This window comes from Enterococcus sp. 12C11_DIV0727, from assembly GCF_002148425.2.
GTDB classification, from domain to species: domain Bacteria; phylum Bacillota; class Bacilli; order Lactobacillales; family Enterococcaceae; genus Enterococcus_L; species Enterococcus_L lemimoniae.
Genome location: NZ_CP147248.1, coordinates 3,311,227 through 3,335,990, shown reverse-complemented (window position 1 = coordinate 3,335,990; position 24,764 = coordinate 3,311,227). Strand labels below are relative to the sequence as shown.

General features: G+C 36.4%; 19 protein-coding genes and 1 other annotated feature. All 19 genes read right to left on the bottom strand.

What is annotated here, in order from left to right; all coding sequences use genetic code 11:
- Positions 1–226: 226 nt before the first annotated feature.
- The 19 genes from A5866_RS15880 to folE all read right to left on the bottom strand — a co-directional run bounded on the left by A5866_RS15880 (position 227) and on the right by folE (position 24,763).
- Positions 227–1,687, bottom strand: coding sequence for a glycoside hydrolase family 1 protein (locus A5866_RS15880; RefSeq protein WP_086444858.1), 1,461 nt, complete (start codon positions 1,685–1,687; stop codon positions 227–229).
- A 21-nt stretch (positions 1,688–1,708) separates the two neighbouring features.
- Positions 1,709–3,580, bottom strand: coding sequence for a beta-glucoside-specific PTS transporter subunit IIABC (locus A5866_RS15875; protein ID WP_086444859.1), 1,872 nt, complete (start codon positions 3,578–3,580; stop codon positions 1,709–1,711).
- An 85-nt stretch (positions 3,581–3,665) separates the two neighbouring features.
- Complete coding sequence (locus A5866_RS15870) at positions 3,666–4,481, bottom strand: PRD domain-containing protein (RefSeq protein WP_176332585.1); 816 nt, start codon at positions 4,479–4,481, stop codon at positions 3,666–3,668.
- 728 nt (positions 4,482–5,209) lie between these two features.
- A complete protein-coding gene (locus A5866_RS15865; protein WP_139843326.1) occupies positions 5,210–5,377 on the bottom strand; it encodes a hypothetical protein in 168 nt (55 codons plus the stop codon).
- Between the two features lie 184 nt (positions 5,378–5,561).
- Positions 5,562–8,219, bottom strand: a complete 2,658-nt coding sequence (locus tag A5866_RS15860) for an HAD-IC family P-type ATPase (RefSeq protein WP_086444860.1) — start codon at positions 8,217–8,219, stop codon at positions 5,562–5,564.
- A gap of 762 nt (positions 8,220–8,981) precedes the next feature.
- Positions 8,982–10,280 carry a phosphopyruvate hydratase gene (gene eno, locus A5866_RS15855; protein WP_069661790.1) on the bottom strand — a complete coding sequence of 433 codons (1,299 nt, stop codon included), beginning with the start codon at positions 10,278–10,280 and terminating at the stop codon, positions 8,982–8,984.
- 159 nt (positions 10,281–10,439) lie between these two features.
- Entirely contained in the window at positions 10,440–11,195 is a 756-nt protein-coding gene (gene tpiA, locus A5866_RS15850) for a triose-phosphate isomerase (RefSeq protein ID WP_086444861.1), read from the bottom strand.
- A 112-nt stretch (positions 11,196–11,307) separates the two neighbouring features.
- Complete coding sequence (locus tag A5866_RS15845) at positions 11,308–12,498, bottom strand: phosphoglycerate kinase (protein ID WP_086444862.1); 1,191 nt, start codon at positions 12,496–12,498, stop codon at positions 11,308–11,310.
- 134 nt (positions 12,499–12,632) lie between these two features.
- Positions 12,633–13,634, bottom strand: coding sequence for a type I glyceraldehyde-3-phosphate dehydrogenase (gene gap, locus A5866_RS15840; RefSeq protein ID WP_086280668.1), 1,002 nt, complete (start codon positions 13,632–13,634; stop codon positions 12,633–12,635).
- Between the two features lie 40 nt (positions 13,635–13,674).
- Entirely contained in the window at positions 13,675–14,712 is a 1,038-nt protein-coding gene (locus A5866_RS15835; protein ID WP_086280666.1) for a sugar-binding transcriptional regulator, read from the bottom strand.
- 305 nt (positions 14,713–15,017) lie between these two features.
- On the bottom strand, positions 15,018–15,893 hold the full coding sequence (locus tag A5866_RS15830; RefSeq protein WP_010764253.1) for a YitT family protein: 876 nt from the start codon (positions 15,891–15,893) through the stop codon (positions 15,018–15,020).
- 319 nt (positions 15,894–16,212) lie between these two features.
- A complete protein-coding gene (locus A5866_RS15825; protein WP_086444863.1) occupies positions 16,213–17,004 on the bottom strand; it encodes an ankyrin repeat domain-containing protein in 792 nt (263 codons plus the stop codon).
- Positions 17,005–17,208: 204 nt separating this feature from the next.
- A complete protein-coding gene (locus tag A5866_RS15820) occupies positions 17,209–18,069 on the bottom strand; it encodes a hypothetical protein (protein WP_086444864.1) in 861 nt (286 codons plus the stop codon).
- Positions 18,059–18,982 (bottom strand): VPS10 domain-containing protein, encoded by a 924-nt coding sequence (locus A5866_RS15815; RefSeq protein ID WP_254907582.1) that lies wholly within the window; start codon positions 18,980–18,982, stop codon positions 18,059–18,061. The genes A5866_RS15820 and A5866_RS15815 overlap by 11 nt, the downstream gene beginning before the upstream one ends.
- Before the next feature lie 144 nt (positions 18,983–19,126).
- Positions 19,127–20,896: an aspartate--tRNA ligase gene (gene aspS / locus A5866_RS15810; RefSeq protein WP_086444866.1), complete on the bottom strand. Its 1,770-nt coding sequence runs from the start codon at positions 20,894–20,896 to the stop codon at positions 19,127–19,129.
- Between the two features lie 30 nt (positions 20,897–20,926).
- On the bottom strand, positions 20,927–22,228 hold the full coding sequence (gene hisS, locus A5866_RS15805) for a histidine--tRNA ligase (RefSeq protein ID WP_086444867.1): 1,302 nt from the start codon (positions 22,226–22,228) through the stop codon (positions 20,927–20,929).
- A 258-nt stretch (positions 22,229–22,486) separates the two neighbouring features.
- Positions 22,487–22,694 (bottom strand) — a binding site (T-box leader).
- 93 nt (positions 22,695–22,787) lie between these two features.
- On the bottom strand, positions 22,788–23,591 hold the full coding sequence (gene folP, locus A5866_RS15800) for a dihydropteroate synthase (protein WP_086444869.1): 804 nt from the start codon (positions 23,589–23,591) through the stop codon (positions 22,788–22,790).
- Positions 23,588–24,184 carry a non-canonical purine NTP pyrophosphatase gene (locus A5866_RS15795; RefSeq protein WP_086444870.1) on the bottom strand — a complete coding sequence of 199 codons (597 nt, stop codon included), beginning with the start codon at positions 24,182–24,184 and terminating at the stop codon, positions 23,588–23,590. The genes folP and A5866_RS15795 overlap by 4 nt, the downstream gene beginning before the upstream one ends.
- A gap of 12 nt (positions 24,185–24,196) precedes the next feature.
- On the bottom strand, positions 24,197–24,763 hold the full coding sequence (folE, locus tag A5866_RS15790) for a GTP cyclohydrolase I FolE (RefSeq protein WP_086280647.1): 567 nt from the start codon (positions 24,761–24,763) through the stop codon (positions 24,197–24,199).
- Position 24,764 lies beyond the last annotated feature (1 nt).

Sequence of the window (24,764 nt, the reverse complement as noted above, 5' to 3'; positions counted from 1 at the left end):
AATTAAGTATAATCGAAAGCATTAGTTAGTTGAATATGTAAAAACCTCCACTTTTTTCAAGAGGAGGTTTTGTTTATGATCATAAGATGGAAAAATCAGAAGATTTCTTGTCCGTTTTTACTTTATAAACAACTGAGCATATTCATTTTTTACAGATATGAGATAAAATTTTTCCTCTCTATTTTTTTCAAAACCGTCCTCTTTTCCTTCTTACTCCTTTTAAGACTTATACCGTTTCTCCGTTAGAGGCAATCACTTCTTTATACCAGTAAAATGAATCTTTGCGATAACGTTCTAAACTGCCTTTTCCCGTGTCGTCTTGATCGACATAAATAAATCCATATCGTTTTGACATTTGCGATGTTCCACAACTAATTAAATCAATACATCCCCAAGGAGTATAGCCCATCAAATCAACTCCTTCTTTTACTGCTTCACGCATTTGCTGAATATGCTTCCTCATATAGTCAATTCGATACTCATCGTGAATCTTCTTATCTTCGGTTAATATATCCTTTGCTCCCAATCCATTTTCACATACAAATAATGGTTTTTGAAAACGATCATACAACTTCAGTAAAGAAATTCTCAACCCAATTGGATCGATTGGCCAATCCCACTGCGATAATTCCAAATACTCATTTTTAATTGGACTATCAAAGGTTCCAGCTAGCTTAGAAGCATCTTCTCTTGCTTCAGCCACATGAGACATATAGTAACTGATAGCAACAAAATCTACTGTACCATTTTTTAAAATTTCAATATCTTCTGCTTTACTATCAATTGTCAAATTATTTTCAGCAAAATAACTGTAAATATAGCTTGGATAATAGCCACGCGCTTGAACATCTGGATAGAACATATTCAATTGATTGGATTTTACCGCTTGCAGCTGATCTTCTGGTTTAGTCGTATGTGCATACGCTTCGATTTGATTGATCATACAGCCAATTTCAACATTAGGAACAATTGCTTTTGCCGCTTTTACAGCTAATGCACTAGCTAAAAACTGATGATGTGAGGCTTGGTAAGCAGCTTCTAAGGAATTTTCCACCAAATCTTCCAGAACTCCCGCTCCAGTGTACAAACTGTTTAAATTCATATTCATTTCATTAAACGTAATCCAGTAACGTACTTTGTTTTTATATCTTTCTAAAATAACTTTCGCATATTTTTCAAATAAAGGTACCAGTTCTCGGCTGATCCAGCCATTATATTTTTTTGTTAACGCAATTGGCATTTCATAGTGAGACATCGTTACTAGAGGTTCAATACCATACTTAGCACACTCATCAAAGACAGCATCATAAAAAGCTAATCCTTCCTCATTCGGCTCATTTTCTAAACCAGTAGGAAAAATTCGTGCCCATGAAATTGATAGTCGGAAGCACTTAAACCCCATTTCAGCAAACAACGCAATATCTTCTTTATAATGATGATAAAAATCAATTCCCCAACGTTTAGGAAATAGATAGCTCTCAGAATGCTTTGTATATTCTTCCAACTCACTAGACGTAACATTAAACGTAAAATTGTTCACCGTCCCAGAAGCATAAGGATCTTTGTAGGCTGCAAAGTCGGAAGTAGATAATCCTTTTCCGCCTTCCAAATAGGCTCCTTCAATTTGATTGGCTGCTGTAGCACCGCCCCATAGAAATCCTTTTTTAAATCCTTGATTTGTGTTCATATTTTATTTCCCCTTTTCTATTTATTGAATACACATCATTAATCTTGATGTTGTTGCTTCTACATTTTCTTCGCCTGTAATAATAATATCTAGAAATTCTGCACTATTAGTGACAATCACCATTGTTGTTTCATCGTAGCTTAGACCAATAATTTCTTTCAAGTTGTACCTAAGCAAAGGTTGCCCTTTGTTTATTCTTTCTCCCTCTGAAACGAATCGCTCAAAATATTTTCCTTGTAAATTTACCGTATCGATTCCTACATGGATCAACACCTCTACCCCTTTAGCCGAACGCAATCCTATTGCATGATTTGTTGGGGTCGTCATGGTAATCTCACCATCAAAAGGAGCGTAAATCGTATCCCCCAATGGTTTAATCGCTACCCCTTTTCCCATCATTCCACTAGAAAAAGTCTCATCAGAGACATCATCTAAAGGAATTAAACACCCTTTCACAGGTGAAAAAATGTCAATAGGTTGGGTTGTTGCTTGTGGATCTGACTTTAAAGTAGTTATCTTTTTGTCTTTTGTTTCATCTTTTTTATCTTCTTCAAATCCCCATAGCATAGTCAAAACGAAAGAAATAACAAAGCTTGCAATGTAACCGATCAATGCATACATAAAATTATTGGAATTTTTCATAATGTAGGTTGGTAACGCTGTAATTCCAGGAATTGAAAATGCGGTTGCTTTTACAGCGAAAAAACCAAATATTGTTCCGCCGACTCCACCTCCAATTAAAGAGGCATAGAAAGGTTTTTTCAAACGTAAAGTGACTCCATAAATTGCGGGTTCCGTAATACCAAAAATTGCTGGAATAAACGTTGAAAATGCCAAAGATTTGGTTTCTGCCTTTTTTGATTTGAGAGTAACCCCCAAAACAGCCCCAGCTTGTGCACTATTGGCAACTAAATTCATTGGTAGTAACATAATGTCATAACCAAACTTTTGAAGACTGGCAAATGTTCCAGGAAAAAAAGCATAATGCATTCCTGTCAAAACAATTAGAGGCATTAGCCCTCCCATTAATAGCCCTGCTAATGGCCCAGCAACAGTAAATAAAGTTGTAAAGATTTGTTCCAAATATTTACCTAAAAAATTGCCTAGCGGAGCAACGAATGCTAATAAAATCGGTGCTGTAATTAATAGCGATAACATTGGACTAAACACAATATTTACCGTTTCAGGAACAATTTTATCCATCCATTTATTCACAATACTTAATAACAAAACGCCCAAAATAATAGGCAATACAGTAGAAGAATAATTATTTAATGGAATCGATAAACCAAACATGGATAGTGGACTTGCACCATCTGCTGCACCGTTTACTAATGTTGGATACATCAACATTGCTGCTAAAGCGACTGCTAATGATTCTTTTGTCTTAAATTTACGCGCTGCAGTCATAGCAACCAAAAATGGTAAGAAGTAAAAGACTCCATCAGAAAATACAGTTAATACTACATATGATGAACTTTCCGAAGACAACCAGCCAAAAACGACAAACAGAGCCATCAAACCTTTAATTAAACCAGAACCAATAATTGCGGGCATTAAAGGTGTAAAAATCCCACTAATGACATCAAAAATAGTATCTAAGACGTTCATATTTTTCTTGTTATTCGTAGTCTTTTCGTTATTTGAATTAGTGAATTGCTTATCCATTTCCTGAAAGACCTCTGCTACTTTAGCACCGATGATTATTTGATATTGCCCACCACTAAACTGACTACCTATTACCCCATTCAACTGGTTAATTTCTTTCATATTGACCTTTGTATCATCGAACAGATTAAATCTCAAACGTGTAATACAATGCCAACTTTGGGAAACGTTTTTGCTCCCGCCTATTAGAGTCATTATTTGTTGTGCTAATAGTTGATTTTCCATATTCTTGCCCTCCTAAAAACGATAAAAAGCCCAAACGAAAAAGTTTCGTTTAGGCTTATGCTCTGTTAGATAACACACCTTTAAGTTATTTTGTTGTAATTCTTTCAATATGAATCACTAAGTAAACCAATTCATCGTCTGAGATTTTCCATTGATAATCCTTTTCTAGCATTTCTTTAATAATCAGTCCACAAGCATAGCTTTTCATATACCGTTCTTGAATAAGTTCTCTAATCTGTTCATCCATTTTTAAAGATTCTTGACTATTTTTTTGTCGAATGATGAAATAACGAATATGCGTAATAAATCGTGAATAATCGGCAGTCGTTTTATCCAGGATAGTGTCAAAGATTGTCTGCACACTTTTAACAATTTTTTTGATAACCTCAGTTATTTGTAACGTATCGGCCATATTTGGCTGATCGACTTGTGCATTGACAAAATGCAGAGCAATAAAAGACGCTTCTTCTGGTAGTAAGGATACGCTCATTTCATTTTGAACAATTTCCAATGCTTTTTTACCTATTTGATATTCCTTATAGTATAAATGAGGAACTTCCCACTTGATAGGGTTATCATTTTCCTGAATATGATTTATTGAAAATGTCAGATGATCTGCTAAAGAAAATAGTAAGCCTGTACCGAATTTTTGAGTTAAAATTATTTCGCCTGATTCAATAATTCTGGCAGCAACGCTTAAAATTTCCGGTTGAAAATTGTCAATTTTATGACCTGTTTGTTCCTCCGCATTCGGAGTAAAAATCTTGCTAATTAAACTCTCATCGATTGAATCACCTTGTTTTTTTTTAAATCCTATTCCTGTTCCAAATAAAACTTTTTCACTTCCCATTTGATCTTGAACTAAAACAATATTATTATTCAGTGTTTTTACTACGTTCATTATTCTCACCTCCTGAAAGACAAAAAAACACCAAATCGTAAAACCAAGCTTCTTTCATGAATACCTTAAGAATCACTTCGTTTTTTTGACTTGGTGGTGCCTGACTTTGGATCAGTAACACTCCTGCATCTGTGAATTTATGTTACTATATAAATTTTTAAATGTCAACCCTTACATTCCACCTATTACAAGGATATATTCGGAGCAAAATAGTCCTTTCAACCTGTATTTATAAATGCTAACTATTTTGGAACGTATACAATTAGCGATATTTAGGCTTAAGCAATTGGCTTAAAAACAAGAAGAAGTTCACGAAAGTCACTCTTCGTATTTTTGTGAATTTCAGATTATTTACGAAATATTCTCTTCTGTTTCCAACATTTATTTAGATAGAACGATTCTGGGGCATAACATTTTAAATTATGTCTTAAACTCAAATTAATTTCTATTAGTTTATAGATCATTTTTTTGATATTTTTTAATTCAATCTATGATAAATTTAATTCCGTTTTTTCAAACATATAGCAATTATAAAAAACTTACCAAAAATATCGCAATAAATTTGTGCCTTCTTTTACCAAATAACTAAAAAAATTCCTCTTGATTGTACAAGAGGAATTTCACATATGAGTATAAGTCGAAAAGAGTCAAGAATCAGTTATCCCCTTTTGTTTTGTGACAAACCAACATTACCTATTTTTTAAATTGTAGAAAGATGTTAGGCCTTTTTATTCAGTAAGTCCACCTAATTGCTCCTCAATACATACTAATTGATTGTATTTCGCAAAACAATCTGGACAGCTTAGAGAATCAGTTTTGATATTTGTTACAAAAGCGATATCAGAGAGGATTAATTCTTCTGTTTCAAAGGCATAATAGCAATACCTTAAACCTATTTTTTCTAAAACTAACTATGGTCATTATAAAACACTCTTCTATAATTTGTGAACACCTATATAATAAATAAAACAGACAGTATTATTAAGTAAGAACCTTTGTACTTAACAATACGTTTAGATTAATCTGTAAGTTCTTTTAAAACCTTCAATCAACTTTTCTATAAGAGATCATTTTAGTAGTTTATTTACTTTTCTTTAATCGAATAAATTTATCTACCTCGGTTATCATCAAAATGATCATTCCTGATAAAATCGAAATCCCCCATGCTAACATGGACATATCTTCAGTGTAAAATACTGATTGCATAAATGGCACATAAGTCAAAATCAACTGGAGAATAATCATAATCAAGATTATTAAAAAGGCTTTTGGATTACTAAAGAAGCTTTTTGAAATTACTGGCTGACTAGTACGAATATTGAATAAGTAGAATATCTTACTCAATACTACAATATTAATCATCATAGTACTAGCAACTGCCTGACTAACACCTTGTGTCAATAACCATTCATATGAAACAATACTTATTAAAGCCATTAATATTGATACATATGCCATTTGACAGATATCATGAGTATTTAATAATCGATTTCCTGTTTTACGTGGTTTCCTATTCATGATTCCCTCTTCAGCAGGTTCAAAGATAAATGCAAACTGAATCGTAATAGCCGATACCATATTTATCCATAGGAGTTGGGTTGGTTGTAACGGCATCTCTTTTTGCATCAAAATTGTAAACGCAATGATCAACCCTTCAGCAAAAGATGTTGGTAAAAGAAACAAAATACTTTTTTTTATATTGTCATAAATTCTTCTACCTTCTCTAATCGCTACAGACATTGTTCCAAAATTATCATCTGTTAAAATCATATCTGCAGAGTCTTTTGCAACATCTGTTCCTTTCATCCCCATGGCTACACCAATGTCAGCTCTCTTTAAAGCGGGAGCATCATTGACACCATCACCTGTCATTGCCGTTACTTTTCCACTTTCTTGTAAGGCTTCCACAATGTCCATTTTATTTTTTGGTGTCGTTCTTGCAAATACTTGATTATGCAATGCCGCATGTTTAAATTCTTCATGGGACATATGATCAAGTTCCGCTCCAGTGACCACATGTATTTCAGGAGCCAGCCTCAGCTTTTCACCTATAGCTTTGGCTGTCAATGGGTGGTCACCGGTTATCATTTTGACGTGAACACCCGCATGATTCATTTCTTCTAAAGCCTGAATGACTTCTTCACGTGGAGGATCAATAATTCCGGCAACCCCAAGTAAATCAACACCCTGGCTAAGCAACCCGTGACTTACTTCTTCAACACTTGAAGAAACTTTTTTGAATCCGACAGCCACAACTCTTTTTCCTTCCTCTGAAAGCTCTGATACTTGTTGAAACCAATACTTCTCATCGAATGAAGAATCCATACTTTGTGCCATTGGGAACAACTTATCTGGAGAACCTTTTATAAAAATAATCCGTTCTTTGTTGTTATTTTCGACTAGCTTTGCCATATATCGATAATCCGAATCAAAAGGCAACATATCAATTTCTTTATAGCCCGTTTTCTCAGGATATGGAAATTGTTTGTAAAATAGTGTTAAGAAAGAACCATCCGTAGGTTCCCCGTTAATAGTCCAGCGGTTTTCTTCTTCTACTAATACCGTATCATTCGCTTCAAAACCAGCTTCTAGAAATAATTTAAGTTGCTTATCTAAATTAACTGGTGTATTGTTGTGAAGAATTTCCCCAACAGGTTTATAACCATCTCCTGAAACTTGAAGATGTTTTTGGTAAAAAACGATGTCTTTCACAGTCATTTCATTTTTAGTTAACGTCCCTGTTTTATCTGTAGCAACAACATCCACCGAACCCAATGTTTCTACTGCTGGCAAAGTTTTAACTATGGTATTCTTATTTTTTGCCATATCGCTTACACCCATTGCTAAAACAACAGAAGTTGTAGCAGGTAATCCTTCTGGGATAGAACCGACAATCATTGTTACTACTGCAAGAGATAGAACTGATAACGAATACGTCTCTAAAATTAAGCTGAAAACAAACAAAGCTATTGCTACAGCCATGATAACATAAGTAATTCCTTTTCCAAGTCCATCAATTTCTTTCATGAGTGGTGTTTTTCTAGTTTCCGTATTATTCACTTCTGAGGAAATTTTTCCTATTTCAGTCTTTGCACCAACTGCCGTTACAATTCCTACTCCACTACCTGACGTAACAGAAGTTGAAGCAAATGCTAAATTAACTCTTTCAGCAAGCGGTACATCTGTTAATGCTAAAGCCTCTTCAATCTTTTCAACAGAATCAGGTTCACCAGTCAAAGCAGATTCTTGAATTCTCAAATTATCCGCTTCAACTATTCTTAAATCAGCTGGAACATTATCGCCAGCTTCTAAGAATACAACATCGCCAACAACTACTTCTTCAGAAGGGATATCTTTTCTGACACCTTCTCTGTAAACAGTAGCTTCAGAGGATAGCATTTCTTTGATTCGTTCTAACGCATCAGAAGCACTCGCTTCTTGATAATATCCTATCAGTGCATTTACAATAACCACTAATGCAATGATCATAGCATCTGACGTATGACCCATTATTAATGTCAGCAATGCTGAAAACATTAAAATATAAATGATCATATTATTAAATTGTCTAAGCAGTAATTTCCATTTCGGTGTTTTTTTTGTTTCTAATTTGTTTAATCCATATTTAAGTAAACTTTCTTCAACTTGCTTCTTATTTAAACCCTTCTCTAAATCGGATAGTTCACATTTTTCTAAAACTTCTTTAATATCCAGTTGATATATATTTTTTTCATTCATAGTTGTATTTATTTCCTCTCCTAATTGACTAAATTTTTATAACACAAATAAGCCCATCATTGTACTAGACAAAGAGCTAGATACTGATGCACCACTATAATCTATTCAATTAAGAAGTAGGATAAGCAAACTAAAAGTTTCTGATCACCGTCTACCGAGTCACTTGTCAATTAAACCACCTCCCATTTGATAACATAAGGATACCAAATAAAAACTAATTTGACAACCTCTAATAATATTGTGATTAGTTAGTTCCGGTTTGTTTATTTAGTTTGCTTGTTAACAATAGATAATAGCCCTAAAACAATACTGAATTATAGTCGTTTGGTCCCTTTAAGTTATTTTATATCAGCGCTCTCATACTCACTTATAAAATAACTTAACAGTCTTTAAAGCATATTACTATGAGTCTTCTTTCCCCTCTATTGATATTTTAAAATAATTTTCTTCAACTGAGATTTATATGACTCGATAGTATACTTAGATAAATTATGAACCTTGAAATCTAACAGGTATTCATCTATCATTTCTGCATGCAGAAAAAATACCATCCTTTCTCTTAATTAGAGAAAGAATGGTATTCAATAATGATTGTTGGTTATAGTCCGCACTACATCAACTATCCAGTACTGCTAATTAGAAGAAAATTCAAGTTAGCAATACATTCTTTTGCATAGTACGTAACTATTGGTCTACCTAATACTTTCAAAACAGATTACTTAACAAGTAATCATAAGAAACCCTTTTATACCAAAGAATTTATTATTTGTTTTTTAAGTTGTAGAAAGATTTCAAACCTTTGTATTCAGCAACTTCGCCTAATTGGTCTTCGATACGTAATAATTGGTTATATTTTGCAATACGGTCAGTACGGCTTAGAGAACCAGTTTTGATTTGACCAGCATTTGTTGCAACAGCGATATCAGAGATTGTTGAATCTTCTGTTTCACCTGAACGGTGAGATACAACTGCAGTGTAACCAGCTTCTTTCGCCATTTCGATCGCTTCGAATGTTTCAGTTAAAGTACCGATTTGGTTTACTTTGATAAGGATTGAGTTAGCGATACCTTTTTCGATACCTTCAGCTAATTTAGTTGTGTTTGTAACGAATAAATCGTCACCAACTAATTGAACTTTGTCGCCTAAAGCAACAGTTAATTTTTTGAAACCATCCCAGTCATTTTCATCTAATCCATCTTCAATTGAGATAATTGGGTATTTCGCACATAATTCTTCGTAGAATGCGATCATTTCTTCAGTTGTTTTTTCGCCTTCACCTGAATCAGCTAAAACGTAAACGCCTTTTTCTTTGTCGTAGAATTCAGAAGAAGCAGCATCCATAGCAAGAACGATATCTTTACCAGGTACATAGCCAGCTTTTTCAATTGCTTCGATGATTACTTCAAAACCTTCTTCGTTAGAACCAAGGTTAGGAGCGAATCCACCTTCGTCACCTACAGAAGTAGCTAAACCGCGCGCTTTTAAGATTCCAGCTAATGCGTGGAATACTTCAGCACCATAGCGTAAAGCTTCTTTGAATGTAGGAGCGCCTACAGGCATGATCATGAATTCTTGGAAGTCGATACTGTTGTCAGCATGAGATCCACCATTGATGATGTTCATCATTGGAGTTGGCAATACTTTTGTATTGAATCCACCTAAGTAGTGGTATAAAGGTACTTCTAGATAATCAGCAGCAGCACGAGCTACAGCGATTGAAACACCAAGAATAGCGTTTGCGCCTAATTTACCTTTGTTAGGAGTTCCATCTAATTCGATCATTGCTTTGTCGATAGCCATTTGGTCACGTACATCGTAGCCAATGATTGCTTCAGCGATGATGTTATTAACGTTGTCAACTGCTTTAACAACCCCTTTACCTAAGTAACGAGATTTGTCGCCATCACGTAATTCAACTGCTTCGTATTCACCAGTTGAAGCTCCTGATGGAACCATTCCACGACCAAAAGCTCCGCTTTCAGTGTATACTTCTACTTCGATTGTTGGGTTACCGCGTGAGTCTAAGACTTCGCGTGCGTAAACATCAGTAATAATTGACATGTTTTGTCTCTCCTTTGAGTTTGTTTTATACTAAGGGGATTCGATTTCCCTTAATTATGATTGTAGTGAATAAACGCGCGCTATGCAAACATTTTTTGCATAACTCATAGATTATTCAATGAAACTTCAATTAATTGCGTATATTGTTATAAGACGTGATTATTTAACAGCATCAAGTAAAGCTAAGAATGAGTCAGCTTCAAGACTCGCTCCGCCAACTAAAGCACCATCAACGTTTTCTTTTGCCATATATTCAGCAATATTTTCAGGTTTTACAGAACCGCCGTATTGGATACGTACAGCTTCTGATACTTCTTTACCGTATAATTTTTCAACTGTTGAACGTACAACACCACAGATCTCATCCGCAATATTCGCATCAGCAGATTTACCAGTTCCGATTGCCCAGATTGGTTCATAAGCAATGACCATTGATGATACTTGCTCATTAGATAAACCAACTAAACCATTTGTGATTTGACCTTCGATCCATTCAGCAGTTTTGCCTGCTTCGTATGTTTCTAAAGATTCACCACAACAGAAGATTGGTGTCATGTTGTTTGCAAAAATCGCTTTGGCTTTTTTGTTGATGTCTTCGTCTGTTTCGTGGAAATACTCACGACGCTCAGAGTGACCGATGATTACATATTGAATCCCTAAGTCTGCAATAGCTGCTGGTGAATTTTCACCAGTAAATGCGCCTGAGTTTTCCCAGTAGCAGTTTTGTGCAGATAATTGAACGTCAGAATCTTTAAGGTTCCAAGCTAAAGGTGCTAAAAATAATGCAGGAGATCCAATAACTGAATCAACAACATCTTTTGATGGAACAGCATTTTTTACTGCTTCAGCAAAGCTTTGCGCTTCTGCTAAAGTTTTGTTCATTTTCCAGTTACCAGCAATGATTGGTTTACGCATGGAAAAGCACATCCTTTTCTTTTTTGTGGTATGGATTGGTCGAACCAATCCAGTTTCACAAGCCAGATCTTTTCAGTGTTACTGAAGATCTAAATGGGCTTGTTCAACTTTTTTACTTATCGTTGATTGCCGCTAATCCTGGTAATTCTTTACCTTCTAGTAATTCTAAGCTTGCGCCCCCACCTGTTGAAATGTGAGTGAATTTATCAGCAAAGCCTAATTGGATTGCTGCTGCAGCTGAATCGCCGCCGCCAATGATTGTTGTTGCGTCTGCTAAGTTAGCGATTGCTTCACAAACACCGATTGTCCCTTTAGCAAAGTTACTCATTTCGAATACGCCCATTGGTCCGTTCCAAACGACTGTTTTAGCACCAGCTAATTCTTGTGCAAATAAAGCAATTGTTTCAGGTCCAATGTCAAGACCCATTTGACCATTTGGAACATCACCAGTATGTTCTTCTGTTGGTACATCATTTGAGAATTCTGCTGCTGTGATTGAATCAATTGGTAAGACTAATTTGTCACCAGCTTTTTCGATCAATTCTTTTGCTAACGCTACTTTATCTTCTTCTACTAAAGAGTTTCCGATATTCATGCCTTTAGCTTTGTAGAATGTATAAGTCATTCCGCCGCCGATAAGAATTTTATCTGCTTTAGAGATCAAGTTTTCGATCACACCGATTTTATCAGAAACTTTTGCGCCACCTAAGATAGCTACAAATGGACGTTTAGGTGCAGTCACTGCTTCACCAACGAATTTGATTTCTTTTTCCATTAAGAACCCAGCAACGGTTGGAATACCAGTTGACGCAATTCCTACGTTAGAAGCGTGCGCACGGTGAGCCGTACCAAATGCATCATTGACAAATACATCGCCTAAAGAAGCCCAGTATTTACCTAATTCAGCATCATTGCCGCTCTCTTTTTTACCGTCGATATCTTCAAAACGTGTGTTTTCAAACACTAAAACGTCGCCGTCTTTCATGTTGTTAACAGCTGTTTCTAATTCAGTTCCGCGAGTTTCAGGAACGAATGTTACTGGTTTGCCCAATAATTCGCCTAAACGTTCTGCTACTGGTTTTAATGATTTGCCCGCTTTATCTTCTTCTGTTTTCACACGACCTAAATGAGAGAATAAAATTGCTTTCCCGCCATTTTCGATTACGTATTTGATTGTTGGAAGTGCTGCAACGATACGGTTATCGTTTGTGATCACGCCATCTTTCAAAGGGACGTTAAAGTCAACACGTACAAGAACTTTTTTGTCTTTTAAGTCTACATCTTTGATAGTCTTTTTAGCCATTAAAAGTTACCCCTATCTAATTTTATTTTTGAAAAGAATGATTTTCTTGACCTTATAAAAAAGCGAGGAAGCGCGATGCTTCCCCGCTTATTATTTCACAGTTGTTCAAATTTCACTAATGATAAGAGTGATTCTTATAAGTTAGCGAAGTACTCTAAAGTACGAACTAATTGTGCAGTATAAGACATTTCGTTGTCATACCAAGCAACAGTTTTCACTAATTGTTGATCGCCAACAGTCATTACTTTAGTTTGAGTAGCATCGAATAATGAACCGAAAGTCATACCTACGATGTCAGAAGATACGATTTGATCTTCGTTGTATCCGTAAGATTCGTTAGCAGCTTTTGCCATTACTTCGTTTACTTCTTCAACAGTTACTTTTTTGTCAAGAACTGTTACTAATTCAGTTAATGAACCAGTTGCTACAGGAACACGTTGAGCAGCTCCATCTAATTTACCGTTTAATTCAGGGATAACTAGACCGATTGCTTTAGCAGCACCAGTAGTGTTAGGTACGATGTTTTCTGCTGCAGCACGTGCACGACGGAAGTCTCCACCAGGGTGTGGTCCATCAAGAGTCATTTGGTCACCTGTGTAAGCGTGGATTGTAGTCATAAGACCTTCAACAACACCAAAGTTGTCTTGTAAAGCTTTAGCCATAGGAGCTAAACAGTTAGTCGTACATGAAGCCCCTGAGATAACTGTTTCTTTACCTGTTAAGATATCGTGGTTAGTGTTGTAAACGATTGTTGGTACGTCATTTCCGCCTGGAGCAGAGATAACAACACGTTTAGCACCAGCTTTTAAGTGTAATTCAGCTTTTTCTTTTGAAGTGAAGAATCCAGTACATTCAAGAACGATGTCTACGCCTAATTCGCCCCATGGTAATTCTTCTGGGTTACGGTTAGCTAAAACTTTAACTTCTTTACCGTTAACGTTGAAAGAACCTTCGTGAACTTCAACTGTTCCGTTGAAACGCCCTTGAGTTGTGTCATATTTTAACAAGTGAGCTAACATTTTAGCATCTGTTAAATCGTTGATTGCTACTACTTCGATTCCTGCTACATCTTGGATACGACGGAATGCTAAGCGTCCGATACGTCCAAATCCATTAATACCTACTTTAACTGTCATTAAAGATTTCCTCCTTATGAAAATCAAAAATTTTTTTATTTTAAAGGGTTACCCCTTTTAAAATCTCATTTGCAGCAGCTTCATCTGTGATGAGCCACGTTTGTTTTGGTGCATTTTTCATATATGCCCGAATCGCTTTGGCTTTTGATTTACCACCTGCGATTGCAACGACATTGGGAATTTTTTGAACATCTTTCAATTGAAGTCCAATTCGTGGGATCTTATAGACCACTTCGCCCTCTTCATCAAAGAAATATCCGAAAGACTCTGCTACAGCATTATTTTGCTTCAACATGACCATTTCATCATCTGACATTTTACGGCGTGCCGCCATATGCAACGCACGACCGATACTATGAACAACACAATTGCTTTGTTCGATCAGATTCAGTACTTCTTGAATCGTTGGTTCCTGTAATAAAGAGTTATATGTTTCAAGACTTAATTGCTCTGGAACATATAATGCTCTATGATGTCCACCAGTCTTACTTGCCATCACAGCACTTACTGAGTTCGCTTGAACGGTCATTGCTTCACCGATCCCGCCACGAGCTGGAACAAATAGATTATGTCGTTTTTCTGTCTCTAACGATCCCATATGCTCTGCAGTCATCGCCATCGTCGTACCACCCATTACAGCAATAATGTTCTCACCATCAGGTAAAATCAAATCTAATGAATCAGTCAAAATATCGCCAAATTCATAAAGTACTTTCTCTTGATTATCACTATTACCAGCAACTACGATACAGCGCTTGATACCAAAGTATTGACTGATCTCTTTTTCGACTTGATGCATGCCAAGCAATTGATTCATCACTGATTCTAATCCTTGGTAGACTTCTAAGCCTTTTTCGGTTAATGTCATACCGCTTTTTGAAGTCTCTATCAGTTGTAGGTTTTTTAAAAAATCTGTCTCAGTTCTCAAGACTCGTTCTGTAATCCCCATACTGTCAGATAGACTTCGGCGTCCAATAGGCTGCATCCAGTAAATATTACGAAGAATATGAAATCTTTCCTGCATTACATCGAGCAAATCTGGAGCAACTGCTTCAATCATTTTCAATTCATTTAGCATGATGCGCTCCTTCGTTGGCCTAAAAACGTCCAAGTTAGACTTAAAACGACCTATGAACTTTAAAAAAATAGGATTGACGTTCTTCTTTTTCATTGTTAAGTTCTTTAACAGTCTTAAAAGCGTCCCTCAATCTTACAAATATAGTTTACCAGTTTTCATTCTTTTTTTCAAGAAAAAGAGATTATTTTTTTGAAATGCTCCGTCTATTCTTTAAAAATAATCTTCCTTTATGTCTGTTTACCTTTTCTGTGGTGCTATGGAACTAAAAAAATCCAGCACTCGTCTGGATTTTTTGCCTATAGCTTTTAAAGGTCCTCTTCATAAAAGCGACCAAGAATTTTTACATTATCAGAAATACTTACAAAAGCAGATGGATCAGATTCTTTCATCGCCGATTCCAAAGATGGTAATTCATAGCGTGTGACAACAGTTAAAAGTAATGTCTGCTTATCATGACGGTATGCACCTTCCGCTTCATGGATAATCGTGATCCCACGTCTCATTTTCTGCTGAATCCCATCGATCACGGCATCTGGATTCTTTGTAATGATCATAACTTGCATCTTCTTTTGTTTGGTATAAACTGCATCTGTCACTTTTCCGCTTACAAAAATCGACAAAGCACTGTAAAACATATATTGCCAACCAAACAAGTATCCTGCAACAAAAATGATCAAGCCGTTAAAGTACATCGAAATCGAACCCACAGAGCGACCCGTTTTCTTACGGATCGTAATACTAAAAATATCTAGACCACCTGAAGATAAGCCATTTTTCAATGCAAAACCAATACCAGACCCCATCACTGCTCCACCAAAAATCGCACAAATAATCGGATCATTAGAAAGAACGGTTTGAGGCACGATTTGCATAAAAATCGATGTTAAGGTCACGGTCAAAAAAGTAAAGACTGTAAATTTTTTCCCGATTTTACGCCAAGCAACAAAAAATAATGGAATGTTCAGCGCATATAAGGTAATCGAGACAGGGACTTTAAAACCTACGACTTTTGTTGATAAGGTCGTCAAAATCTGCGCTAATCCAGTAATCCCACTGGAATAAATATTACCTGGTTGATAAAAGAAGTTCATCGCAACGGATGCCAAGATCGCATAAACGATCGATACTGAAAGTTTTGTCGTGTAATCATGGACAGGTAAACTTTCGAAGAATTTTTTCATGTAGAAATAGCCTCACTTTACTTGATTCATTTGATTCTCATTATACGTGCTTTAGGGTAAGAAAAAAAGCACTATCGCTTAAATAGAAGAAAAGTATTGTGATTTTTTCATTTTAATTTGGCCGTTTCATCATCTTGCATACGTTGCACATCAAAGAAGAGCGCTTACGGAACCTAGTCTCTTCAGTTATTATCGAATTGTACAAAACAATAATGAAATGAGGAATGATCATGCGACACATAGAATTAGAGCAATTTCCTGAAACATTTTAAACAATTCAAAAACAGCAGAGGATTAAGCCACTGCTGTTTGGTCACTATTAATATGAACGAAGTGTATTCAACATTTCTTTATAGCCTAAACTTCTAGCATAGTCTTCAGCTGTTCGTCCAGTGTTATCTTTCAATGTCTTATCGGCTCCACCTTCTAACAAAACTTTGACGATTTGTTGATAGATTTCAGATCCGTCTGTTAACGCAACTGCTTCAATCAACGCTGTATATCCATAATTATTTTGATGATCAATAGCAGCTCGACCATCTTTTAAAAGCAATTTCACATTTTCAAGATGACCTTTTTCAGCTGCTGGAATCAAAGCGTTCCCACCAAAGCGATTCACTTTTTGTTGATCTGGCACTTGTTTGTCCAGCATGTATGCTAAAATTTCTGTTTTTCCTTGGGCTCCAGCATAAAGATATGGACTATCTGAAATTTGATCTTGCACATTGATATCGGCGCCTGCATCGATCAGTTGTTTAGCAATGTCGATAAAATTTTCATGGGTTGCAATCAGTAGTGGTGTTTCACCTTTATCATTCACTTCATCGATCAGGTAGTTTTTGTCTTGAAGTATTGTTCCTACTTTGGCAGCATCATTTTCTGTCACTGCTTGAATCAATGTCCCAGCTGGAAAGGTTTGATTGGCTTGTTGTGTGCTACTCGTTGAAACTGTTTCTGATTCATTTGTTTGACTTGTACTACTTTTTTCAGTTGTCATACTTGTACTCTCCTTTACCGATTGTTTTGTATCAGCTGTTTTAGGTTGGCACGCCGAAAAAAAAATTAAAGTAAAAAACAGGACTGATATCTTTCGGAATAGCATTTTAGTCATAGCGCTCCTCCTTTAACTACGTTTACAGTTAGTATAAAAGATAAATATAAACAAATTATAAACGTTGTCTACTAAATAGACTTTGTAACTATTATTTTCAGTGCTTATTTTCATTTTATCCAAAGACATGGCGAGTGATTATAAATAAACGAAATAAAAAAATGGGAGCAGTATCTTTACCCACTCTCCTATTTTTTATTTCGTCTATTGTTTAAAATACAACTCGACTTTTTGTGGCTCGTCAAGTCCAGCCTTTAATAGAATGATTTTTGTCTGAGCATTTTTAAGTAAGTCTCCTTGATCGTTATACTCATTTTCAGAGTTTAAACTAATCGACCATTTAGCATTCTTACCATCGTTTAAAGCTAAGGCAGTGGTTCCAAATTGCTTGGCTTGCTCGAATGGATATTTTTCTACTTCCCCGTTCGCTTGGATCACAACTCCTGTTGCCCCGCTGGACGTTAAACTGGTCCTTCCATCTTTTGATACCCAAGAACCTGTCAGATTTGATAACACATAAGAATAGGCTATTTTTCGTCCACCATATGTGCCAATATATTGATGTAAGGCTTGGTCTTTTGAACGATACACCAAAACACAGGTTTCATTCGTTAGCCACGTTAGTTGATAATCCGTGATCTCCCCAACAGGTAGTTTTTCTTTTAAGCGTGCAACCACTAGATAATAATTATTGAAATAGTATAATGCATGATCATTACTTGTTTCCTTCACTAAAAAAAACTGTTTTGCATCTGGTGAAAGGCTCATAATTGTTTTTTCTTTTGGCTTTACCAATCCAAAGAGGATACTTACTATGATAATCACCGCGATTTCAAGCCAAATTATCTGAATTTTTCTTTTCTTATCTAGGTCGATCAAGCATAGTAGCGTCAAGCCTAAAAACAAAAAGCTTCCTACTATCGCAGCTAAAAGAAGCCAATCACTAATCAAATCGAACCCTCTCGAAGAAATAACCATGAATCCACCTAAAAACAGCAAGCATAGAATCAGCAACATCAAAAAGATGATCCCGCTAACTTTTTTTATTTTTGTCTTACTCCTCATCTGCCTCTACCTCACGATCAAACACCCAATTTTCACCATTATCTTTTGAAATAAATTTCCCTTTTACTAAGCCACCTCTGTAGTCACCAACTTCTCCTTGATTTAGCAAAAGTTCTAATTGATCCCCAGATTTAGCTGGCATTTCAGCCACTAAAAAAATAGCTTTATACTCTTCCGGCACCTGAATCGTCGCAGCTTTCCAACTAGCTCCGCCATCTTTTGTGACTTGTAAATTAGGTGCTGCTCCGAAAGATAAAAAGCCTGTATTTTCATCAACAAAACCACCAGCTTGAACCAATGATGTTTGATTGGTATTAGCCGTTTCTTCCCAAGTTTTCCCACCATCGTGTGTTAAATATGCTACTGTTCCTTCTTGACGAGCAACTCGACCACCAGAGTAAATCACATAGCCAAAATCTTTGCTTAGAAAATCGATCTTTCTAAAACGAATACCAGCATTTTCTTGGGAAATCTCATATCTTTGCCACGTTTTCCCTTGATCCACCGTTTGTATTAGCTTCAAACCTAGATCTTCATATAGAAATGACGTTTTTTCTTTTGTTAAAAAATAGCTGTTTTCCATCAACTCGTTATCATAAGAAGGCGTATATTCGCCAAATTGAATCTTTTCTAAACGTTCAGGAACTTCTTCCCAATTCTCACCTGAGTCATAGGTCACATAGAGTGACTCCCCCTTGACTAATACATCCGTTTGCTTTTGACTAGCCATTTTTGGCGGTTCATTTTGCTCATGTAAATCGTTTTGTTCTGCTTCTTGCAGCCCTTTGATTTCCTTATTATATGTTTCAACACTTGTTGGTCTAAACACATAAAAGGACAATCCTGCAAAAACGGTTAATACGACAACAATCATCAAAAAAAATATATGATTCTTATTTTTCAATTTCCCCACTCCTTTAACCAAATCTCCTATTTAAATTATAGAGGAACTATTCTTTTATTGAAAGGGCTATTTTCGCTTATGAGATCAGAAAAAAGCTTCCAATAAACGATGGTAGTTTATTGAAAGCTCGTTATTCTCTGACTAAGTCAAGATTTATTCATCTATCGCAGTTACATCAATGTTCAATTCAAATAATTGTAACGGTGAAACCACACTTGGTGCACTTGTCATTGGATCAGCTGCTTTTCCGTTTTTAGGGAAAGCAATCACTTCACGAATATTGTTTTCACCCGCTAATAACATTACTAAACGGTCTAAACCTAATGCGATTCCACCGTGTGGAGGGAAGCCGTAGTCTAAAGCATCTAATAAGAAGCCAAACTGCTCTTGCGCTGATTCTTTCGTAAATCCTAGTGTTTCAAACATTTTTTCTTGTAAATCACGTTTGTGAATACGCAGCGAACCACCACCTAATTCATAACCGTTCAAGACGATATCATATGCTTCAGCATAGACTTTTGCTGGATCTGTCGAAAGTAATTCAATATCAGATTCTTTTGGTTGCGTGAATGGATGGTGAGCAGAAACGTATCGACCAGCTTCTTCATCATATTCAAATAATGGCCAATCAATAACCCATAGGAAATTAAATTTAGACTCATTGATCAACCCTAATTCTTTCCCTAAGCGAGAACGAACAGCGCCCAAAGCAGCCGCAACGATTTCTGGTTTGTCTGCACCAAACATCAAGATATCGCCAACCTCAGCATTTGTTGCTTTGATCAAGTCATCTGAAACCTCTGTTAAGAATTTTGCAATCGGTCCTTTTAGACCTTCTTCTTCTACTTTTAACCAAGCAAGTCCTTTGCCACCAAATTGACTTACATAGGTACCTAGATTATCCATATCTTTTCTAGAATATTTATCTGCTGCGCCTTTAGCGTTCAACGCTTTAACATGTCCGCCATTTTCAAGCGCCATTTGGAAAACTTTGAAATCAACATCTTTGACCACATCAGCGATATCGATCAATTCCATATCGAAACGTGTATCTGGTTTGTCGCTTCCATAACGTGACATCGCTTCATCATAGCTGATACGAGGGAATGGTAACGTCACTTCGATTCCTTTTGTTTCACGCATCACTTTCGCTAACATTTCTTCAGTCATTGTTTGAATTTCTTCTGGAGACAAGAAGGTTGTTTCTAAATCGACTTGGGTAAATTCTGGTTGACGGTCCCCACGTAGATCTTCATCACGGAAACAACGAACGATTTGATAATAACGATCGAAACCTGCATTCATCAACAATTGTTTAAAAATTTGTGGTGATTGTGGTAACGCATAAAAATGACCTGCATGGACACGTGAAGGAACTAAGTAGTCACGCGCGCCTTCTGGTGTTGATTTACCAAAATAAGGTGTTTCGATATCGATAAAATCAGTATCATCTAAATAATGACGAATCGATTTTGTTACTTCATGACGTAATTTTAAGTTTGCAGTCATTTGTGGACGACGTAAATCTAAATAACGATATTTCATACGAATTTCATCGCCAACATTGTTTTCATCTTCAATTAAAAACGGTGGTGTTTTCGCTGTATTTAAAATCGTGATGTCTGTTGCCATCACTTCAAATTCACCAGTTTTCATTTTAGGGTTGATTGCTTCTTTGTCACGATAAGTTAGCTCACCAGTAATTTCGATTACATATTCACTACGGCATTTATCTGCAATTTCCCACGCCTCTTTTGAGTGGGCTGGATTGAAGACCACTTGCGCAATTCCTTCACGGTCACGTAAATCGATAAAAATAACGCCACCTAAGTCACGGCGCTTTTGCACCCACCCTTTTAAGGTAATTACTTGTCCTACTAAATCTGCAGAAACTTCTCCACAGTATACTGTTCTTTTTGCCATTGATTTTTGCTCCTCTTCATTTTTTACTTTTTATTGATCAAACATCACGGTCATCATTTCATCATAGACTTCATCGAATCTTTCATAAATATCTGATAGTGGAAATGCTTTTTCATTACGATTGGCCATTGATTTTACATTTACAACGCCTTCTGCTAATTCAGTTTCACCTAATGTCAATGCTAGTTTGGCGTTTAATTTAGCGGCTGTTTTAAATTGCGCTTTGGCTTTACGATCCATAAAATCACGATCAGCTGAAAAACCAAAATTACGAATCGCTTGAACTAGTTTTAGCGATGTAATATTTGTTTGCTCACCGATTCCAACTACATAAGCATCGATTTCATTGATTACAGGAACTGCAACCCCTTCTGCCTCCATTGTAATCAAAATACGCTCGATTCCCATCGCAAAACCAAAACCAGGAGTTGCAGGTCCTCCTAATTCTTCAACTAATCCATCATAACGCCCACCAGCACAAATCGTTGCTTGTGCGCCCATGCCAGGTGCTTCACTCATTACTTCAAAAATCGTATCTGTGTAATAGTCTAGCCCACGAACCATATTGCTATCCACTTCAAACGGGATATTCAATTCGTTTAGCATTGTTTTAACTGTTTCAAAATGTTCTTTTGATGCCTCGCTAAGATAATCTAAAATCGAGGGTGCCTCTGCTACGATCGCTTGATCTTTTTTATCTTTACTATCTAATACACGCAATGGATTCTCGTGCAAACGACGTTTTGAATCCTCACTCAATTCAGCTGCTTTTGGTTCTAAATAATCAATCAACGCTTGACGATACACCTTTCTTGTCGCTTTATCGCCTAAAGAGTTGATCACTAATCGAATTTGATTGATGCCTAATTGTTTGAAAAAGTCTAAAGCCATTGCCATACTTTCAACATCAACCGCTGGATTCACGCTACCGAAAGCTTCTGCTCCGATTTGATGGAATTGTCTCAAACGACCTGCTTGAGGACGTTCATAACGAAACATTGGTCCCATATAATAAGTTTTATATGGTTTCGCAAATTCAGGTCCAAATAATTTATTTTCAATAAAAGAACGAACGATTGGTGCTGTTCCCTCTGGACGTAAGGTTACATGACGATCCCCTTTATCGTAAAAGTCATACATTTCTTTTGACACGATATCTGTTGTATCTCCTACGCTGCGAGAAATGACTTCATAGTGTTCAAAAATCGGCGTACGGATTTCTTCATATTGGTAGTCTCGAAAAATCAAACGTGCTGTTTCTTCAACAAACTGCCATTTTTCGGAAGTTCCTGGTAATAAGTCATTGGTTCCTTTTGGTTTTTGATAACTCACATTCTTCATCTCCTATTTATTGTTCATTGTTTGTATTCTATTTTGGTAAAGTTTGATTGGTTTGAAGTAGCTTTAGAGCTGGTTGTAAGATTAGATTATAATTTTCCTTCGCTGATCATTGCTTTTTGTTTCGATTACGAGGTTTGGTGATTCCTAGTACGGAAACTTCTCTCACTTCGTTCGCCAAGTATTGTTCATCATCCACTCTGGCGGAGCCAGTCGTGGTGATTCACAACAAAAACTCGCCCTTGTATTAAATACAAGGGCGAGTGAATAGACACACGCGGTACCACCTAAGTTCGAAAGATTGCTCTTTCCTCCAACGATTAACGCTCGTAACGGAACGGCTTTTCCTCCGTTCATCTCCAGAATGTCTTTCGATTTCTCTAATGAAGTTGCTTTCAGCCATGGCAACTTTCTCTTCTACAGTTAGTTTGAAATCTACTCGTTCTTTCATCGATTTTTTTATAGTATCTATAAATTACTAGAGATTGGAAATAAAGTCAAGCAGAATTTCAACGAGCAGTTCATTAACTACCGTAACAAATAGCAACAATCATTATTTGCTACTCAGTGTCTGCCACACATTCAACGTGTCTCTCATCCCTTTGACATGATGAACTCGAACGATCTCGATACCTTTATTGACAGCAAATAATGAAGCGGCAATCGAGCCGAAGTCACGTTCTGTTGGGTCTGCTTCATTAGTCAATGCCGCAATCGTTCGTTTTCTTGATACGCCATATAACAACGGATAATCTTGATATCGAAAAGCTTCTGGATGTTTTAAGATCTCTATATTTTCTTCTTGTGATTTGCCAAAACCAATTCCTGGATCAAAACAAATTCGCATTGAATCAATTTCCGATTTTTGACAAAGTTCTATTTTTTCTTGATAAAACTGTTGAATATCGTCAGCTACTGATAATTCAGTACGTCTTGGACGTGAATGCATGATGATCACACCACAATCAGGATATTTTTGTGCGATCTCAATCATACCATTCGTATCCAACCCTTTGATATCATTGATGACATTCGCTCCTGCTGCTAGTGCTGCATCGGCAACTTCTGGAAAATACGTATCGATTGAAATCGGTTTGTCTGTTTTTTTTCTGACTGCTCGTATGATCGGCAAGATTCTTTCCTTTTCTTCTTTCGCTGAAATCTCTTGATAATTTGGACGTGTAGATTGGCCACCAATGTCAATGATATCAACATTTGCTGCCAACATTTCTTCACAGTGAGCCATTGCTTTAGCTAGTTCATTAAATTGGCCGCCATCTGAAAATGAATCAGGTGTCACATTTAAGATTCCCATAATTTGGGGTTCTTTTTTAGTAAAGTATCCCTCTTTTATCATCTTTTCTGCTCCTTTAATTTTCCAACCAATTGCTTCAATGCCGATACTCTTGGACTTAGATCATTCCGTTGCGCTTTGGGTAACTGAGCAAGGGTTTTATGTTTTTCTGGTAGATAAAAAATTTTATCAAAGCCATAGCCCATTTCGCCTACTTCTTTTGTTGTCAATTCTCCTTTGAGCTCTTTTCCTGAAAGAAGATACTCACCATTTGGCCAAGCATAAACCAATACAGCATGTAAACTTATTGCTCGTGATACTGTATTTTGTTCGTCAAATAAACGAAAAAGCTGTCGATTTTTTTGGGTGTCTGTCATCCCAGATTTAAAAAATCGCGCTGTCTCAACGCCTAAGAGTTCAGGGAAAGCTTCAATTTCTAAGCCACCATCATCAGCTAATACCGGTTTTCCAAGTATTTCCGCATAAAATCGAGCCTTGATCAGTGCATTTTCAGCATATGTTTTACCAGTTTCTGCGATCTCACACTCTTTTTTCGTATAGTTGGTATATGAATCAAACTGAATCTGGTCCTGAGGATAAGCGGACTGCATTTCTTGTAGCTTGCCTTGGTTATTCGTACCGACAATGATTTTCATTCTACTCATTCCTTATGCCTTGATTGCTTTTAAAAAATCATTTTTACATTCTTTATCGGTTTTAAATACACCTTGATAATGAAAAGTTTTCGTTACGCTACTAGGTGATTTAACACCACGCATCGTCATACACATGTGTTCAGCCTCAATTGCTACAGCCACACCTTTAACAGGTACATGTTCAACTAATTTGTTTGCGATCATGATGGTTAGGTCTTCTTGTACACTTGGACGTTTGGCACAATTTTCTACCAAACGGGGCAACTTACTTAAACCTAAAACTTTGCTTGCATCAGGGATATAAGCAACATGGACTTTCCCATAAAACGGTAATAGATGATGCTCGCACATTGAATAAAATTGAATGTCTTTGACTAGTACCATATCGTCTTCATTCAGACTGTCAAATAATGCATAATCATCAAACTCTGGCGCTCTTAATGAAGAAAATACTTCCTTATACATTTTAGCTACTCGAGTTGGTGTATCTTTAACGCCTGCTCTATCGGGGTCTTCTCCAATTGCACTTAGGATTTGTTTTACTGCCTGCTCAATTACGGCTAATTGTTTTTCATCCATC